This window comes from Litoribrevibacter euphylliae, from assembly GCF_042646085.1.
Taxonomy (GTDB): domain Bacteria; phylum Pseudomonadota; class Gammaproteobacteria; order Pseudomonadales; family Litoribrevibacteraceae; genus Litoribrevibacter; species Litoribrevibacter euphylliae.
Genome location: NZ_JBHRSZ010000009.1, coordinates 297,171 through 314,978 on the forward strand (window position 1 = coordinate 297,171; position 17,808 = coordinate 314,978).

Sequence of the window (17,808 nt, forward strand, 5' to 3'; positions counted from 1 at the left end):
GCAAGCATCCGATTCTACGGCATTTGCTCCAACTGATAGCCCTTCTGTTTCAGTTGATGTAATAAACCGTCCTTACCAATCAGATGCAAGGCCCCTACCAACACAAACTCAGTCTCTGAGTTGTTTAACATGTCGTAGATTTGAGGCAGCCACATATAGTTCCGATCAGCCAACAGAGATTGATATACCTCAGGATAATCCTTCATCAAAGGATCTAACAAAAGCGTTTCCAAACCAGCAGTATCACCCGTACGCCATGACTGTTTCATATCGGCCATTAGCTCTGGAATCAACTTGATTTCATCCAGCATGTGACGAATCAGGGCATCTTCATTACCAACACCCATATTAGCAATGAAGTCGATTTGAGATTGGACGCTTTCTAACTCGCCTTTTGCCTTCCCATCGGATGTGGCTTTCTGAAAATAAAAGCTGTCGACGCCGTCTTCGGCCATTCCAAGGCGTTGTAATTCCAACATGGTCAACGTGGTTCCAACGAAGCCGGGTTTGAAGCCCATCATGTGTTGAACAGGCATTCCTGCGGCAGTTAACTGGGATTCCAACTCACGGTAGGTTTCCTCAGATAAGAACTGATTCAAACGGCTGCCATCGCTGTACGCCATTTTACTCAAGAAATACTGTTGGATTTCAGGATTCTGGATCTGTCCAATGTCCGTCTCAAACACCAAACTTTCTGAAGCTTGATAGGCAAAGTGAAAAGCACTTGGCAAAGGATAATCTGAACGACTGAGCACGTGAATAGTACCCGCCAGATAGAGGACGTTATCGCCCTTGGTGACTTTCCAAACCGGTGACGCAGCTGATACTTGCCAGCTCACTAAACTGAACCAAACCAGACTTAGTAGTGCCACCAGCGTTTTAAGAGTTTCCTTTGTCATGAAACGACCTTATTTCTTTTTACCACGACCTGTAGCTTTGCCCTTCTTGGATTTAGGAGCCGCTTTCACTTTGACTTTCTTTTTCTTTGTACCCGCCGCTTTGCCTGACGCTTTTACCTTTTTAGGGCCATTGAAACTGCCTCGTAATTCAGGAATGAACTTACGCTCGAACGTCACTTTAAGGTAGCGTTCAATGGACGCCTTCAAATTCCATTCATTCGGCATGATCAACACAAAAGATTGACCTTGCGCCCCACCACGACCGGTTCGACCAATACGATGCATGTATTCATCGCCTTTTCGTGCCATGTCGAAGTTAACCACCAAATCGACATTTTCGATATCCAAGCCCCGTGCGGCCAAGTCAGTTGCCACCAGAATATTTGCGCGGCCTTCCTTAAAAGCCTTCAAAGTGCCTTCACGAACGCTCTGCTTCATATCGCTGTGCAATACCGCCGCTCTCTGCTTGTGATAACGTAACTTACCGCACAGATTGTCTGCTTGCGCTTTGGTATTGACGAATATAAACGCACGTCCAAACGATTCATGATCCAATAACCAAAGTAAGAGCTGCAACTTGTGGCGTTCATCATCCGCCGTAAGAATTTGCTGACGAATGTTGTCATTCTGTGCGCGACGGGCGTTGACGGTTAGAATCTGAGGTTCATCAAGAATGTCTTGAGCCAGTTTGCGCGTGCGACCTGTGGTGGTCGCAGACACCATGATGGTCTGGCAAGAAGAGTCGTCATCTTCTGTTTGTTCTTCATTCTGAGAACGTGCTTCATCGACATAACCAAGAATGGTTTGAACGTCTTCTGCAAAGCCTAAATCACACAGTTGATCTGACTCATCCAACACCACTTTGGACACTTCGATCAAACTCAACGAGCGCGCGTCAATGTGCTCAATCAAGCGCCCCGGCGTTGCAACCACAATATCAGGAAAACGATTCAACGCTTTCTGTTGAACTTTAAAATCTTCACCGCCAATCAAAGCACAAACTGTCAGCTCTGTATTTTCCAACAACTGATCACACACTTGAGCGATTTGAGACGCCAACTCTCGTGTTGGCGCCACGATCAAAGACTGGACGCGCTGACCTTTCTTTGGTTGCTCCAGCCATTCGTAATCGTCGAGAATCTTTTGAGCCAAAGGAATCAAATAAGCCAATGTCTTACCGGAACCCGTGGAGGCAGTGATAACAATGTCCTGCCCTTCCAAAATCGCAGGAATCGCCTTCTGTTGAACTTCCGTCGCTTGTTCCAGCGTCATTGTATTGAGTGATTCGAGAAGTTCTGAAGCCAATTCAAAATCAGAAAAAGAGGTAGATTCCGTTTGCATTTTTAGCGATTCCAAACAAATAAGAAGGGGGATAGAAAAGAAGGCGAACTTTAGCACATTCGCCAAGCGGGTGCTTCAAAATCTAGGGAACTTATTCAGGAGCACCCTAGGCTTTCGCTTTCTTATTCTGATACATCAAGTCATCTGCACGAGCCAATAACTCTTCCAGCTGATCCTCAGAATCTGGAATAACCGACACCGCACCTTCCGAAAACTCAAGATCATAGTCCTTGCCTGACGAGGCATTGTATTCAGAGACAGATATTTGAAAGCGATCTACCGCGTCTTGAGCTTGAGAGGCGTTGGTACTCGTTAGCAACGCAACAAACTCATCACCGCCCAGTCTGGCCACCAAGTCAGAATCTCTGAAACTGTCTTTGAGTAACTCAGAGAACGCCTTTAGCGCTAAATCCCCTTCGGCATGACCATAGGTATCATTAATGGCTTTAAACTTATTTAGATCAAAGAAAACGATCGACAACGGAATTTGTTCCCTCACACAGACGCTGAATGCTTGATACGCCAGCGAAATAAAGCCTCGTCGATTGGACATATGAGTCAACTCACATGTGGTGGCCAAATGAATGGCAGATAGTTCTCGCTCTACCATAGTCGCCATGTCATGCAGCGCTTCCAAGTCAGGATCAGTAAAGGCTCTAGGTTGATGATCCATCAAACATAGTGTCCCTAAACAAGCGCCATCATTGTGAAACAGCGGATAGCCAGCATAGAAGCGAACATTAGGAGGCTGAGCTACCAAAGGACACTCGGAAAAGCGAGAATCTTCAAAGGTATCGTCAATGACTAAAGGAGCACCATCTAAAACAACTCGGGTGCAAAATGAGCTTCGGCGTTCAGTCTCTTGCGATGCAAGCCCTTGCCGAGATTTAAACCATTGTCGCTCACTATCGACCAAACTTACCAACGCAATAGGAACGTTAAATAATTTAGTACAAAGTCGCGTATAACGATCAAAGCGTTCTTCCGGATCAGTATCCAGAATCTTTAAAGACCTAAGCGAGTTAAGTCGATCCCCTTCATTCTCTGGTTTTGGATAGGTTCCCATGATCTACCCCATAATTATTATTTTCTATTCAGTGTAGCAGTGCTCCGAAAGTTCCTAGACTTTATCCATAACTTAATTAATTTTTTTTAACCTTCTCTCAATCTTTAGGTCACTCATGAAAACATACACTGGGTTCATAGATTGAAGAGCAAGGAGAAGCGATGGAGAAGTAGTTATTTGTTATCCCCCTATTTAATTGCTAAGTGCTAATTCAGAACTAAGGCTATTAGTTCAAAGGGAGTACGTGCCATAGTGACTTCCTTGGGTCACCCAGAAAGGGTGGCCTTTTTTTTGTTCTGCTGAAAAGCGAACCGCGGCCATCACGGCAGTAACTTAACGATCGAACCACCGCTCTTATCGGTCAACAAATACAGAAAACCGTCCGAGCTCACTTCCACATCCCGTATACGCTCACCATAATTTGATAAATGACGATATTCCTTCAGTGCTGTCACTGGCGAAATACCCTGCTCTCGAACCATTCGAGTCAGTTCAGACAAGTTAGTTACTTCCAACTGTGCCAATAAACGATACTTCAACGCACCAATAAAAAAGTGCCCGTTAAATTGGGGATAGACCTCTCCACGATAAATCGTTAAACCAGACGGGGCGATGGAAGGTGTCCAATGCCACACAGGTTGCAGCATTCCTTCTCTGTGCGTTTCATCTGTGATCTTGAACCCGCTGTATTCCCGACCATAAGTAATTACAGGCCAACCATAATTGGCTCCCGCTTGAATGAGATTCAGCTCATCGCCGCCTCTCGGTCCATGCTCATGAATCCAAAGTGCTTTATTTTGAACGTCATAGACCATGCCTTGGGGATTACGGTGACCATAACTGTAAATTTCCGGCAGCGCATAGGCTTGATCTACAAACGGATTATCATCGGGAATTCGACCGTCCTCATGAATTCGCAGAATCTTGCCCATGTGCGTTGAAAGATCTTGAGCTCGATCCCGATTGCCTCGATCACCGACACTGACATACAGAAAGCCTTGTTCATCAAACGCTAAACGAGAGCCGTAATGGTGTGTGTTATGGTTCACAGCCTGTGTGACCAGCACATCCTCTAACTCCTGCAATGTCGTTCCTTGCAACCGGCCTCTGGCCACTGCTGTGGTATAACCATTCGCCACTTTTTTGGAATAGCTCAAATACACCCAAGATGTGTCATCAAAATTTGGATGCAAAATGACATCCAACAACCCTCCTTGTCCGTCATAAACCACTTTCGGGGAGTTAGCAATAATCTGCGATGTTCCTGAAGACAAGTGAAGCTGCTTTAAATGGCCGGACTTTTCCGTCACAAGAACAGAATGCTCATCAAGAAAGGCAAAGCCCCACGGATAGTCCAGCGAATCAGCGATTACCTTCAACTGAAACGAATAGGCGTTTACCGATAATAGGCACAAACTCAACGCTTGAATAAGCTTGAGAAAGAGACTTGCGCGCACATTCAAACTACTAAGAGTCCGATCAAAAAGAGGCCGCATACACTTACCATGATCCATGTCCGCTTGTCAGTGAAGAGTTGATCTGATCAGTGTAGTGCACTTTCGACTAATTTAGTGTGACGTTTGCTTATTCTCCGGTTTGGCATACATCACGTGAGCAACACCGATTTGTCGCTCAGAAAAGCCACCTTCGCAGTAACTCAAATAGAATTGCCACATCCGGATAAACTCTTCGCTGTAGCCCAATCCACGAACCTCTTCTAAGCGAGACATAAACCCATGTTGCCAAGCGTTCAGAGTTCGAGCGTAATGTTCAGCAAAGTCCGCCATATAAACCATTCTTAAATCAGAGTGATTCATTGCTGCGGTATTTAATGCGTGAATGGAAGGAATACAACTGCCGGGGAAAATATAGCGTTGTATGAAATCTACCTGTTTACGAGCGTTTTCATACCGTTGGTCTACGATGGTAATGGCTTGAAGAAGCATCATGCCGTCAGCTTTCAATAATGATGAGCACTTCTTAAAAAAGGTTGGATAATACTTCCAGCCGACGGCTTCAATCATTTCGACAGAAACCAGCTTATCGAACTGCCCTTCAAGATAACGATAGTCCGATTTGAGTAAGGTGATTCGATCCGTCAGCCCTTCCGCCGAAATCTGCGTTTGCGCAAACTTGTACTGTTCTTCAGAAATGGTGGTGGTCGTTACTTTACAACCATAATGCTTGGCAGCGTAGATTGCCAAACTTCCCCACCCCGTACCTACTTCAAGTAAATGATCATCTTCACAAAGTTTTAGCTTTTCACAAATGACTTGAAGCTTATTCAGAGACGCTTCTTCCATCGTGGCATCGTCAGTAGGAAAGATACCTGCGGAATACATCATGGTCGGATCGAGAAACAGCTGAAAAAAGTCATTCCCCAAATCATAGTGCGCCGCAATATTACGGCGTGAACCTTTCTCGGTATTCTGATTCAAGGAATGGAACCACTTGAGCAAAGGCGCGCTTAACTTAGCGATCCCTCCTTCCATGTTGTCGACCACATCAATGTTTCGAACCAACACCCGAACCAACATCGTTAAATCTGGCGTCGACCAATCACCCGTCATATAAGCTTCGGCGGCGCCAATACTGCCTCCGGTAAGAATATCTCGATAACAACTGGCATCGTGAATCACTAATTCCGCAGAAAGCTCCGAATCAGCCTGACCAAACCGATATTCCTCGTCATTTTTACCAGACAAATCACCAGTCAAATCACCAGTTAACTCACGAATTAGAATCGTTCCGGTATGAATCTGACTCAATTGCGCTAATACCAAGCGACGAGCGATCTGAATAACCCACCCCGACAACATGCCCTTCGGCTTCGCCTCATCCGATAACTTTAACTCCGCCACAGCCCCGGCGTATTTGTACTCTTTCGACGACTGAAACTTAGATGGTGCCATGTTCTTCTCCCGAGAGGTCTTGTGCTATTGCTGTGAATGATTGGTTTGGCTTAGCTTGGGATGATCATAAAAAGGCGCACGTTTACACCAAAGCTTAAATGCTTGCCAATAAATGCCCGTTACCACTTTTACGGTCATTAATGGCTGGCGGATCAGCTGCTTCGACAATTCACGTTCAATGGATCTTTGTTCGAGTCTCAACGTCGCATCAAAATGTTTTTCGGTCATGTCCTGATTTGCCGCATTCAATGTATCTGACACTGACAAACGATTTTCCATGTGTACGTGAAGTACTTGATCCGGATGGCTGAACATCCAGCGATAATCCATATTCATAGGATTGAATGGCGAGACATGAAACGCTTTTTCAAACTCAAAGAGATGATTGCATCGCCCCTTGGGCTGATAGCTGTAATCTGGGTAAGCCCGGTTTTTACCTTGAGGATTAACAGGCAGCACATAGTGATGGCGTTCATCCCATGGTGTATTCGTTATCTCTGACAATATGCAGACCAAATTCTCATGCTCATCAAAGCAGTAGTAAAACGTGACAGGATTAAATAAGAAATTAAACAACCTTAGGTGCGTCAACATACGAACAGAACGAATAGATACGTCTGTTATATGTTGCTGTTTCAGTGAACCTTCCGCTGCCTCAATGACCGCCTGTTTCAAACATTCAGTTTCAGGTTGAAAGTAATCTCTCCTGCGGAAACTGACTAGGTTAAAGCGTTCTAATGATGTGTACCATTTAGAAGAAAAGAGCGACGGTAACTCATCCAAATCCAAATAAAACATAAAAATCGGATAGCGAAACTCATGCGATACGGGAACAAACCGCCGATGACGAACCCACCCAGTGTAGAGCCGACTCTGCAACGATTCATTTACACTGTCTTTTGCAATGTCGTTCACAGTGTCACCCCGAAACGCTCGGCAACTCTTAAACCGCTATTAACGCCATCTTCATGGAAACCATTAAACCAATAGGCACCACAATAATGAGTTCGGTGTTTTGCATTAATTCGATGATGATCTTGCTGTGCCGCAATGCCATCTAAAGTAAAAACCGGGTGGCTGTACTGGTAAGACGCGATTATTTTACTTGGATCAATCTCTGTTGAACGGTTAAGAGTGACTAAAAAGGTTTCCGGCGCATCATGAAAATTCTGCAAAATATTCATGTTGTAGGTAACTAATGCACGGTCACTGCAACGTTGTGGAATATGATAATTCCAACTGGCCCAGGCCAGCTTACGTTTTGGTAATAAACGCGTGTCCGTATGTAAGACCACATCGTTCATCTGATAAGGGATAGCCGATAAAATTCGATGCTCATCGGGTGTCGGTTCCGCCAACAGCGCTAACGCCTGATCACTGTGGCAAGCAAAGATCACTTGATCAAACTCATGACTCTGACCCGACTGTGTTTGCAGAACTACTTTATCCTCATAACGATGGACTCTGGCAATCGGTGTATTGAGATGAATATTGTCTTTAAATGGCTGCGTTATCGGCTCAATATAACTGGCAGAACCACCCGTCAGCACTCGCCATTGCGGGCGTTCATCAACACTGAGCATCCCATGATTATTAAAAAATCGAAGGAAGAACTTTAACGGGAAATCCATCATCACTTCTTCAGACGCAGACCAAATCGCCGCCCCCATAGGAATGATGTAATGATGCCGAAATGCGTTCGAGTAGCGATGCGCTTGCAGAAACTCACCCAGAGTCTGATGTTCTGAAATACCATCGCAATCTAAAGCCATAACGGTTTGTTTATTGAATTTCAAAATATCGTAGACCATTCTCAAAAACGAAGGCCTAACCATATTGATTCGCTGAGCAAACAGGCTGTTCAACGAAGTGCCGTTGTACTCCAACCCCGTGTTTTCACAACGGACACTAAAGCTCATGTCAGACGCTTCACTCTTCACCCCGAGCTCGTCCATAAGCTTAATAAAGTTAGGATAGGTCCAATCATTAAACACGATAAAGCCCGTGTTTACCGGATAAGACTTCCCTTTAAGCGTGACATGCTTGGTGTGAGTATGGCCGCCTAAATAATCATTTGCTTCAAACATGCTGACGTGATGAGAACGACTTAATAGGTAACCTGCGGTCAGTCCCGCAATACCAGAACCTATGATCGCAACCCGTTGACCCGGCGGAAGTGTTTCAGCAGATGGAGTCATATTAGAAAAGGCAGCCATATTCATCTTGTTAATACCCTATGCGTAAACTCTTGCGGTGAATTCCATTAGTGAATGCCTAAACCATTCGTTTTTTAAGCTGCTGGATTACTGAGCCCAACACCGGAATGTGCTCGTACAATAATTTCCCACCATCAAAATAATCTCTGTGGTAATACACCTTATGATCAAAACGAATATGGCTTGAACCTTCGATGGTAATCTCTTTACCTCGGTTCAGACGCGGATGCACGTAACGCATCGACCAGATCAGCATGGCGTCTTCTTGATTGATCCAGGCTTGGTGAAAATCGAAGCAGCAGTAATCAAGATTTTCGTAAACAGACTCACAATAGTCTTTAAACGCAGATAATCCTTCAATTCGGTGAAAACTGTCTTCAAACACCATGTCACCTTGATAGACCTGATCAATCAACGGCCCCTGAGCATTATCCGCATTTAGGTGATGAAATAGATCTTTAAAGCGTTCGACAACCTTTCCAGCCATGGTTTCTGCTTCAGTTTGTTCCATTACTCTGCCCTCGGTATCGGATGTTCAATCTGCGCGCCTGCTTGATTTGCTCTTCCTTCTTTCAAGATACGCTCGGGAACCGGATTCAGATCATAGACAATACCAAGCCACGCCAGGCACTTCAGAAGCCCATAGGAAATATCAACTTCCCACCAATAGAACCCTTGCCGAGCAGACACGGCAAACCGATGATGATTGTTATGCCAGCCCTCGCCCAGAGTAACTAAAGCCAACAAGGCGTTATTGCGACTTTGATCCGGTGTTTTGAAACGACGAGACCCCCACACGTGCCCCAAAGAATTAATGGTGAAGGTTCCGTGAAAGAGTAGAACCGTTGATATGAAGAATCCCCAAACCAGCATTTGCCAGCCGCTCGTACCTGATTCTGGATACACCCAAAGAAGTAACTCACCCAAGCCAAACATCGATAAAGCAAATAAGACTGGCACCAAAGAGTCATAACGGTTAATGAATTTAAGCTCCGGGTACTTTGCAAAATCCTTAATAACCGAGTAATCCGTTTTAAAGCCTGCATCACTGGTGAACCATCCAAGATGGCTCCACCAAAACCCATGGGCCACCGGCGAGTGAATGTCGTCCTCTCGATCCGAGGACTTATGATGCTTCCTATGATGAGAGGCCCACCACAACGGCCCTCGTTGTGCCGCAGAATTCCCCAGAACGGCAAATACGAACTGCCAACGTCTGCTGGTTTTAAAGGCCTTGTGTGCGAAATAACGATGATAGAAAGCGGTAATGGCAAACATCCTCAGCCAGAACATTGCCAAACACACACCAACCGCGATCGGACTGTACCCCACCAGAAACACACTCAAACAGGCCAGATGAATCAACACAAATGGCAAGCATCGTAACCAATTTACGTTTCTGGACGCTTCAGTTTCGACATCCTGTGAATGCAAATCCGCCTCTGAATCAAACCATTGAAGAACATTGACCCAAAACCGCGTAACGGCCTTATTCGTCACCACGACCCCCTTGCTTAGTCGAGTGTTCATAACGGCAATTCATAAGATTTAGAGGGCATCATTGGCATCAGTTCTTGCTCATGGACTGATTCCCCTTTGAACCAAGCTTTGGTTCGTTGGGTCGCCGTTTTATGGTCCACCATAGGATAGGCATACCCCAGGTTATGACGTTGTTGCGAGCTCGGGTTATGAATGGATTTTGCGTTTAACGACGCCAACTCAGGCACGTACTGACGGATGAAATCCCCATCCGGATCAAATCGTTCTGACTGTCGGGTTGGATTAAAAATCCGAAAATACGGTGCCGCATCAACGCCTGTGGACGCACTCCACTGCCAGCCGCCGTTATTTGATGCGAGATCGCCATCCACCAGCTTGGACATGAAATAAGCCTCACCCCAACGCCAATCGATGAACAAATCTTTAGTGAGGAACATTGCGACTATCATTCGTAAACGATTATGCATCCAGCCCGTTTGGTTCAACTGGCGCATAGCCGCATCCACAATAGGAAACCCTGTTTGACCATCACACCATTGTTTGAAAGCCCGTTCATCGTGCTGCCAAGGCAGCTGATCCGTCTCGTCTTTGAAGGCTTTATGTTTCGATAACTTAGGATAAAAGAACATCAGATGACGATAAAAATCACGCCATATCAGTTCATTTATCCAGCTCTCCAGCCCTGGATTACCAGCGTCCAATTGACCATTATTGGCATTCAAGGCCACCTGAACACACTGTCGTGTGGTCAGCACGCCAATAGCTAAATACGGCGATAAACCACTGGTTGCCGCCAAATTGGGGTAATCACGGTTCTCTTGATAATGACGCGCTTTGTCATCAACAAAGTCGTTTAACATCTGGTGAACCGCTTCTTCACCAATCGGCCATGAGGCGTCTCGATTCGAGTGTTCAGGTAAGCCCGCTTCGATGGCATCAAGTGCCTTTAGATCGGTTTGAAGATTAGGCAAGGTTTGACTCTGTGGTAGAGACGCAATTGGTCTGGCCAGATCATAAAAGCGTTCGAAATAAGAACGCTTAAACGCGGTATAAACCTTAAAGCACTCACCCTGCTTATTAGTGATTTGCCCAGGCGCAACAACACACTGATCATCAAAGCCAGAGCATTGCACACCTTGAGCAATGAGTTTGTTTTGGATCTGAGTCTCTAAAGTACTCTCATTTACCTCGTACTGACGGTTGAAATACACATGCGTAATCCCGTTGGATATCACTAACTCTTCTAACGAGTTAGCTGTGTTTTCGAACGTCGAGGTTTTTAATACAACGAAAGGCACATTAAGGTGATTCAGTGACGCAGCAAGCGTTCTGAGATGTTTCACAATCAGCGACCGCTGCGCTGGAGAAACCTGATGTTTATCCCATTCCCACTCAGACAAGCAAAAAACACCAATGGTAGGCTCACCATTTAAGGAAGCCGTCATCGCATGATGCAACGCCGGATTATCGTAGACTCTTAAATCGCGCTTAAACCAGACTGCGTTCATTGGTTGCCCATCCCTTTATTTCCCATCCCTTTATTTCCCATCCCTTTATTTCCCATCCCTTGATTGTTTGCCCCTTGATTCTTAGACACATCACTCTTCTGGGAAAGACCTTGTCGCGTTTGGATCAATGCCATCGCCAAAGAAGTACCACTCAAGTACGCGGCTTCGACACCGTGTAAGCCTCGACCCATCCCTAAATAGTCACCGCACAAACACAAATTCTCTTGAGGTCCTAAATGATTTAACCCTTTCACTTGCCCCGCTCGGCTTAAAACGTTCTGTTGAGGTAGAGAATACAACCAACGATGAGTGTAGCAGTACAAAGGTTGATCCAGGATGTCTAATCCAACCTCATTCTTCAGCACTGGTTTTATCTCCCACAGGGCACGCCAGAGTGCTTGAGCAATGTCTTCTTTATCATAGTCTGTACGTGCTTTGCTCCACATCGGTTGCGCTTCAACCTTAACTAACACACCTTGACCATGTTCAGGCGGCGTTCGATCTGCCTTTACCGACTCTAAAGAAACACGTTTAATAACGGATGATTCCGGTGTATTTACGGCATGAACCTGGTCTAAACCAAGTGTGTTAAAGGTATCGTCTGCCACATAAAAAACCGATACCCACTGCGGTAATGTCTCTACATAGTCAAAGGCAGACTTATAAGGATGATCTTGCGGCACCAATGCATACGCCTGCTCAGGAGGCGTAGCTAACACCAAGTATGTACTTTGAGAAAATAAACATTCTTCACCGTTGTTCTGAATAAAGGTTTTCCAGGGATATTCCGCCTGATCCTCAAGATACTCTATACGCGTAATTCGTTGTCCGCACTCCAAACGAATACCTGTTGCCAATTCACGGGTAAGCGCAGAGCTTCTGGAAGCCGCTACATACTCGCCATTTGACAAACGATGCACCTTATCACCGGCTTCAACCAGAAAGTTTTTGAATGAATGATTCGTCGCTTGAAAACTGGACGCACCTAAATCAAACGCCAACACTCCAAATGCTTCATTCATCACTCGTTTCGAAGCCAATCGGCCACCAGTTCCTCGTGATTTATCGATGCATAAGACATCAATCCCGGACTTCATTAAGTCCCGAGCCAATGACAGACCTGCCATACCAGCGCCAATGACAACGACTTCCGCTTGATGCATAGAATTCTCTCCGACTCATCTAGGCTTATTGAAATGTACTTTGAGAATTACGCAGTGCCCTGACCTTTGGATCACTCATTTAAAAATATTTTGTATTTTCAGCCCCTCGACTTTACTCAGGAAACGATAATCACTAGATTAAAAAGCCTTAACTCCTCGATACAAGGGCATCTAGTGACTACGTCTAATCCTAAGGATTCAGCAACTCTTGATGAATTAGTGCTTCGCATTGCGCAGCATCAAGACAAGCAAGCCTTTATGGAACTCTTTGAGAATGTGTCATCACGACTTAAGGCTTACGCCATGCGTTGCGGTGCTGACAGTTCGGAAGCAGAAGAAATCGTCCAGGAAAGTCTACTAACGGTTTGGCGAAAGGCGGAACAATTTAATCCCAAGGCCGCATCCGCAGTCACCTGGCTGTACACCATAGTGCGTAACAAACGCATTGATATGGCTAGGAAAAGCAAAAACGTGCAGATAGTTTCAGACGATCTATATCCAGAACAAGGCACCGTTGATCTGGATATAGATGTTGAAAGAGATCTGAATGGCCACATCGTTCGTACCCTTCTTACCTCTTTGCCAGAAGAGCAACGACAAATTGTCTATATGGTTTATTTCGAAGGAAAGACCCATTCCGAGATTTCCAACGAACTGGATCTTCCGCTGGGAACCATTAAATCCAGGCTTCGACTGGCAATGAAGAAATTAGACGCTTTAGCACAAGAGCAAATTACATGGCTAATTATCATCCTAGTGACGAACTTTTAATGACTTTTTCCGCAGGGCAACTTACCAACGCCCTGGGGATTCTAGTGGCGTGTCATATCGAACGGTGTCAGATCTGTCGTTCTAAGGCTCTGATGTATGATCAGCTAGGCGGCGAAATCCTCGAATCCACTGAGCCTACCCCTGTATCCGAAGACATGCGTCAGCAGTTATTACAACGCATTGATTCGACCGATGACAACATTGCCCCACACATCCAGGAGAATCTAGACCCTCGTGTTCCTAGACCATTATGGCGATTTGTAGAGAACGACCTCAACGCATTGCAGTGGAAAGGGTTCACATCCAGTATTCAGGAAGTCACCTTACCCTTCTCTGATGATCACTTCACCGCCAAGTTCTATAAAATTGCAGCCGGGAAAGAACTGCCGGAACACACACATAAAGGGAACGAATTCACCTTGGTATTGGATGGTAGCTTCTCGGATCAACTTGGCAGTTACCACGCTGGGGACTTCATTTTGGCGGATACAGAAACAATCCATACCCCACATGCTCATAAAGATAAGGACTGTATTTGCTTTGCCGTGATGGATGCGCCGTTAAAAATGACCGGCTTTTTTGGGCGTATGCTTAATCCATTCTTGAGATAATGAATTTCTGAGATAATGAATTACCTGAGATAGCTAAAAACCTTTAGATGGTCGAATGTCTTTTACTGAAAGATTTCCGGTCAGGGAAGATTAATCCGCCAAGTGATGATCGGTATGAGTGGAAGGATCATGCTGATCAAGATCACTTTTCGCATGAATATGCAGATGTGAGTGGCTGTGCTGATGCGGATGACGATGCATCACCGCCTCAACCAAAGTGCCGTCTTTCATAATCATCGCCCGATTGGCCAAACGCTCAATCACCGATTGATCGTGAGACACAATGATCATGGTTAAATCCAACGACTCAAGCAGCGTTAGCAAACGCTCTCTAGAGACATCATCCAACGCATTGGTCGGCTCATCCAACAGTAAAACATCTGGTGACATAGCCAATACCGTCGCTAACGCCACCAAACGTTTCTGGCCACCAGACAATCGGTGAGTAATGGCATCGGCCAAATCCGACAACCCTAAATGCGCCAACGTTGCCAGCGCAATGTCCCGCGCTTCGGCTTCCGACTTACCTAAGTTGATCGGTCCAAAAGCGACGTCTTCAATAACGGTTGGGCAAAACAATTGGTCATCGGAATCCTGAAATAACAATCCAACCTTTTGGCGTACAGAAAAGAAATCTTTCTCTATCGTTCGCTCTTGATCAAACGCCACCAGATTCCCAGATGTAGGTTTATTCAACCCCACCAGGAGCTGTAAGAGCGTCGTTTTTCCTGTGCCATTACTGCCTAACAGCGCCAATCGATCGCCTTTTTTCAACGTCATGGAAACATCAGAAAAAATGGTAGTTGTACCTCGATTGAAACTAACTCGATCCAACTCAATCAATGTCTGATTCATAGCATCTTTTCTCCATAATTTGCGATCAACAAGAGCACGCACACTGAAACTACAAACGATAAGAATATCGTGTCCATTAGCGCCCAGCGTTTTTCATCCATCACCACAAAGCGTCCTTGATAGCCACGGCACTTCATAGCCTGTAATACCCGTTCTGAACGTTCCAAACTGCGAACCAATAACATGCCAATCAACCAACCATAACTTCGCCAAGTATGGACATTACTGCCTGGCGTAAACGCTCTGGCACGCATAGCGGTTCGTAATCGTTGATATTCTTGCCCTAAAACAGACACATAGCGAACGGTCATCAAAAACAAATGCACCAACTTATGAGGGATACCCAAACGCGCCATGGCATGCCCCAGCGTTTCGGGCAACAAGGTTGCCAATAACACCAGTGAACACATCAAGATAGCATTGGCACGCAGAAACACTTGTTGGGCTCGTTCGATGCCAACCTCCGACGCATACAGCAACCCCAACACCTTGGTTGCCTCTCCACCTGAGACGCTAAACGGCATGAACACCGTAAGAATCAGAATAAAACCTTCGAAGGGCAATAATCGCTTAAGAAGTTGTTTCGCAGGCAGTTGTGAAGCAAACAGTAAACACAGAGAGAATCCACAAGCCCACATCAGAAGAGATACTTGGTGGATACAAATAACACTCAAAGCAAACAACAAGCAGGCAATCAAACGGCCTCGGGCGTCTAACGCGTCCAACCAGGGGGCTTTAGAAGCATTTGCCAGCGACGTCAAATCACTCATTCGCCAGCGGTCTTTTCGTTACTAACGTGCTTAGATGATTTTCTGGATGAATACCACAGCGCAGCTCCGGCCAAACCAAAGATCACACCCACACCGCCAAGAATGTCACTCAATCGAGCACTGTTTTGATATCGATGCAGCTCCTCACGTAACGGAGCGACTTGCGCTGCGACCGCACGTTCAACCACGGCTTCTAGTTCATCAGATGTGATTCCAGAAGTGGTCACATTAACTAGACTAGCATTACCCTGTTGCGCATTAGGGTTCTTTATTGATGACTCAGCGGGTATCTCAGCTCGGGTATTTTTAACAATCCACTGACCTACATGACCATCATGAGAATCAGCCACTACATGAATCAAGGGCGCAGTGACTGGCGCACTGGTGAACTCCCCCTCTTGATCCGCTACAAGGGTTTGAAGGCGTTGCCCGTCCGGAGTGTCCAAACGAACCTCTGCACCTTTGGCCGGAGCACCACCAACAAAGTAAACCGAGCCTTTAATCAAGTCGCCTTCAAGATAAGCAAACACCTTTAATGCGTGAGCAAAACTCATCGACGAAAAAAATACAGAGAACAACAAGGTAAAACAGAATGCAAATGAATGTGTAACGCTCGACAGCATGGATTCCTATCCTAATGTCTCTACCCTTCACAATGTCAGGGCTTAATTAAGTTCGGCGAGACTTTCATGAGAAATGACAAAATAACACCAGAGATCAGTGCTTCCACCAGCATTAGTGGCAGGTATGTAACCGCTATGATCTTACCTGAGACCTGATACTCCTGACCAGTCAGGATCAGGCTTGAATAAATCAAGATCGCAGTCATCAAAACAGATAATCCCCCCGCACAACTCCCTAACAAACCAACCTGTTTGGGCGTAGCTTTTAAAATCAGCGGACGAAACACCCCACCTACGATCAGCGCAGGAAAGGCAATATTGAAGGTGTTAACCCCTAAAGTGAGTAAACCACCGTGACCAAAGAAAATAGACTGCATTAACAAGGCGACTAAGATCGCAGGCAAGGCCGTCCAGCCAAGCAAGATGCCCATTACGCCGTTAAGTATTAAATGCACACTACTGGGGCCAGCAGGAACACTGACTAAAGAAGACACAAAAAACGCAGCCGCCAAAACCGCCGCCGGAGGAATTTTATCGCTATCCAATTTCTTGATAGCGATGGCAAGTAAGGAGGCTGATGCAACCGCCCCACTCGCCAATACAGGCATAGACAAAATGCCATCAGGTATATGAGCCAAACTATAAATCCTTAATCAATCTTCGGCTCACTATGTCCTTAGATTAGAGTTCGTTTGCCTAAAGAGCACCTGCTTCATGCTCTTTACTAGGAGTGTTCTTTGCTAGGAGTGACATGCTAGGCGTCTCTTACTTGGCGCCCGTTTTAGCACCCATCTTGACACCCATGTCGCGAGTACGAACCCAAATCAAACCACCCTCTTCCACAGGTACAATCTTACCTTCAGGGTTTTTCATCGGTTCATCGGCTTCAACCAAGGCAGCAAAGCCCCACCAACCTGCTTTAGGCATGACATAACTAAACACACCATTAGCATCTGCTTTGATCACCTGAGTAATGTAGCTTTCGTAAGGAACCGATACTGAGCCATCGTTGCGCCATTCTACTTCGACTTCGGCAAATGGCACAGGCTTACCGTGTTTTTTTACGATGCCTTGGAACAAATTCCCCGTCCACAAACCGTAAGGGCGAGTTAAAGGCTCAATCTCAACCGGCGCGCCGACCAAACTATCCCAGTTAGCTTCACCGTTAAACGCATCCACAATTACTTTAGTGTGATGCACAATCATAACGCCTTCGGCGGGTTCCCAATATGGCGCAGGTTCAACATAGAAAATATGATCACCCGGTTTCTTAACTTGGTAATCCACGTTATAACGGCGTGCTTCACCGTCTTTAGAAGTAACAGCAAGAGTATCCAACAAGCTAACACGCTTATCTGCAGTAATCACATCCAGCACCTTCGGCATGACCATGTCCATTACAGGCCCTTGCTCCATTGGATGTGTAAAGGTCAGATCCAATGAAAGCGATGCTTCCTCGGCAGATTCAACGATATCTGAATTTGGGATAATTTCCTGAAAGTGCGCATTCGCATTGAAAGAAAAAAGAGAAGAAAGAAGGCAGAAAGACGTCAATGTCTTTGAAACTTGCATA

The 17,808-nt window shown here is 45.7% G+C and carries 18 protein-coding genes; 2 read left to right on the top strand and 16 right to left on the bottom strand.

What is annotated here, in order from left to right:
• Positions 1-14 precede the first annotated feature (14 nt).
• The 11 genes from ACFOEK_RS20445 to ACFOEK_RS20495 all read right to left on the bottom strand — a co-directional run bounded on the left by ACFOEK_RS20445 (position 15) and on the right by ACFOEK_RS20495 (position 12,605).
• The gene (locus ACFOEK_RS20445; RefSeq protein WP_386723345.1) at positions 15-899 is read right to left on the bottom strand and encodes a TraB/GumN family protein; all 885 of its coding nucleotides are present in this window, start codon (positions 897-899) and stop codon (positions 15-17) included.
• A gap of 9 nt (positions 900-908) precedes the next feature.
• The gene (locus ACFOEK_RS20450) at positions 909-2,240 is read right to left on the bottom strand and encodes a DEAD/DEAH box helicase (RefSeq protein ID WP_386723346.1); all 1,332 of its coding nucleotides are present in this window, start codon (positions 2,238-2,240) and stop codon (positions 909-911) included.
• A gap of 106 nt (positions 2,241-2,346) precedes the next feature.
• Complete coding sequence (locus tag ACFOEK_RS20455) at positions 2,347-3,306, bottom strand: sensor domain-containing diguanylate cyclase (protein WP_386723347.1); 960 nt, start codon at positions 3,304-3,306, stop codon at positions 2,347-2,349.
• A gap of 320 nt (positions 3,307-3,626) precedes the next feature.
• Positions 3,627-4,763: a PQQ-dependent sugar dehydrogenase gene (locus ACFOEK_RS20460; protein WP_386723348.1), complete on the bottom strand. Its 1,137-nt coding sequence runs from the start codon at positions 4,761-4,763 to the stop codon at positions 3,627-3,629.
• A gap of 111 nt (positions 4,764-4,874) precedes the next feature.
• On the bottom strand, positions 4,875-6,218 hold the full coding sequence (locus ACFOEK_RS20465) for a class I SAM-dependent methyltransferase (RefSeq protein WP_386723349.1): 1,344 nt from the start codon (positions 6,216-6,218) through the stop codon (positions 4,875-4,877).
• Positions 6,219-6,242: 24 nt separating this feature from the next.
• Complete coding sequence (locus ACFOEK_RS20470; protein WP_386723350.1) at positions 6,243-7,133, bottom strand: DUF1365 domain-containing protein; 891 nt, start codon at positions 7,131-7,133, stop codon at positions 6,243-6,245.
• Positions 7,130-8,440 (bottom strand): NAD(P)/FAD-dependent oxidoreductase, encoded by a 1,311-nt coding sequence (locus ACFOEK_RS20475; RefSeq protein ID WP_386723351.1) that lies wholly within the window; start codon positions 8,438-8,440, stop codon positions 7,130-7,132. The genes ACFOEK_RS20470 and ACFOEK_RS20475 overlap by 4 nt, the downstream gene beginning before the upstream one ends.
• Before the next feature lie 52 nt (positions 8,441-8,492).
• Positions 8,493-8,945 carry a nuclear transport factor 2 family protein gene (locus ACFOEK_RS20480; protein ID WP_386723352.1) on the bottom strand — a complete coding sequence of 151 codons (453 nt, stop codon included), beginning with the start codon at positions 8,943-8,945 and terminating at the stop codon, positions 8,493-8,495.
• The gene (locus tag ACFOEK_RS20485; protein WP_386723353.1) at positions 8,945-9,964 is read right to left on the bottom strand and encodes an acyl-CoA desaturase; all 1,020 of its coding nucleotides are present in this window, start codon (positions 9,962-9,964) and stop codon (positions 8,945-8,947) included. Before ACFOEK_RS20485 ends, ACFOEK_RS20480 begins: the two co-directional genes overlap by 1 nt.
• The gene (phrB, locus tag ACFOEK_RS20490) at positions 9,961-11,442 is read right to left on the bottom strand and encodes a deoxyribodipyrimidine photo-lyase (protein ID WP_386723354.1); all 1,482 of its coding nucleotides are present in this window, start codon (positions 11,440-11,442) and stop codon (positions 9,961-9,963) included. Before phrB ends, ACFOEK_RS20485 begins: the two co-directional genes overlap by 4 nt.
• On the bottom strand, positions 11,439-12,605 hold the full coding sequence (locus tag ACFOEK_RS20495) for an NAD(P)/FAD-dependent oxidoreductase (RefSeq protein WP_386723355.1): 1,167 nt from the start codon (positions 12,603-12,605) through the stop codon (positions 11,439-11,441). Before ACFOEK_RS20495 ends, phrB begins: the two co-directional genes overlap by 4 nt.
• 174 nt (positions 12,606-12,779) lie before the next feature.
• On the opposite strand from ACFOEK_RS20495, the gene ACFOEK_RS20500 reads away from it, so the two are divergent.
• The gene (locus ACFOEK_RS20500) at positions 12,780-13,376 is read left to right on the top strand and encodes a sigma-70 family RNA polymerase sigma factor (protein WP_386723356.1); all 597 of its coding nucleotides are present in this window, start codon (positions 12,780-12,782) and stop codon (positions 13,374-13,376) included.
• Positions 13,376-13,987 carry a ChrR family anti-sigma-E factor gene (locus tag ACFOEK_RS20505; RefSeq protein WP_386723357.1) on the top strand — a complete coding sequence of 204 codons (612 nt, stop codon included), beginning with the start codon at positions 13,376-13,378 and terminating at the stop codon, positions 13,985-13,987. Before ACFOEK_RS20500 ends, ACFOEK_RS20505 begins: the two co-directional genes overlap by 1 nt.
• Before the next feature lie 90 nt (positions 13,988-14,077).
• Here ACFOEK_RS20505 and ACFOEK_RS20510 read toward each other — a convergent pair whose 3' ends face one another.
• The 5 genes from ACFOEK_RS20510 to ACFOEK_RS20530 all read right to left on the bottom strand — a co-directional run bounded on the left by ACFOEK_RS20510 (position 14,078) and on the right by ACFOEK_RS20530 (position 17,807).
• A complete protein-coding gene (locus ACFOEK_RS20510) occupies positions 14,078-14,842 on the bottom strand; it encodes an energy-coupling factor ABC transporter ATP-binding protein (protein WP_386723358.1) in 765 nt (254 codons plus the stop codon).
• Positions 14,839-15,612: a cobalt ECF transporter T component CbiQ gene (gene cbiQ, locus ACFOEK_RS20515; RefSeq protein ID WP_386723359.1), complete on the bottom strand. Its 774-nt coding sequence runs from the start codon at positions 15,610-15,612 to the stop codon at positions 14,839-14,841. The genes ACFOEK_RS20510 and cbiQ overlap by 4 nt, the downstream gene beginning before the upstream one ends.
• Positions 15,609-16,235, bottom strand: coding sequence for a hypothetical protein (locus tag ACFOEK_RS20520; protein ID WP_386723360.1), 627 nt, complete (start codon positions 16,233-16,235; stop codon positions 15,609-15,611). The genes cbiQ and ACFOEK_RS20520 overlap by 4 nt, the downstream gene beginning before the upstream one ends.
• Positions 16,236-16,270: 35 nt before the next feature.
• On the bottom strand, positions 16,271-16,873 hold the full coding sequence (cbiM, locus tag ACFOEK_RS20525) for a cobalt transporter CbiM (protein WP_386723361.1): 603 nt from the start codon (positions 16,871-16,873) through the stop codon (positions 16,271-16,273).
• 127 nt (positions 16,874-17,000) lie between these two features.
• Complete coding sequence (locus ACFOEK_RS20530) at positions 17,001-17,807, bottom strand: DUF4198 domain-containing protein (RefSeq protein WP_386723362.1); 807 nt, start codon at positions 17,805-17,807, stop codon at positions 17,001-17,003.
• Between the last annotated feature and the right edge of the window lies 1 nt (position 17,808).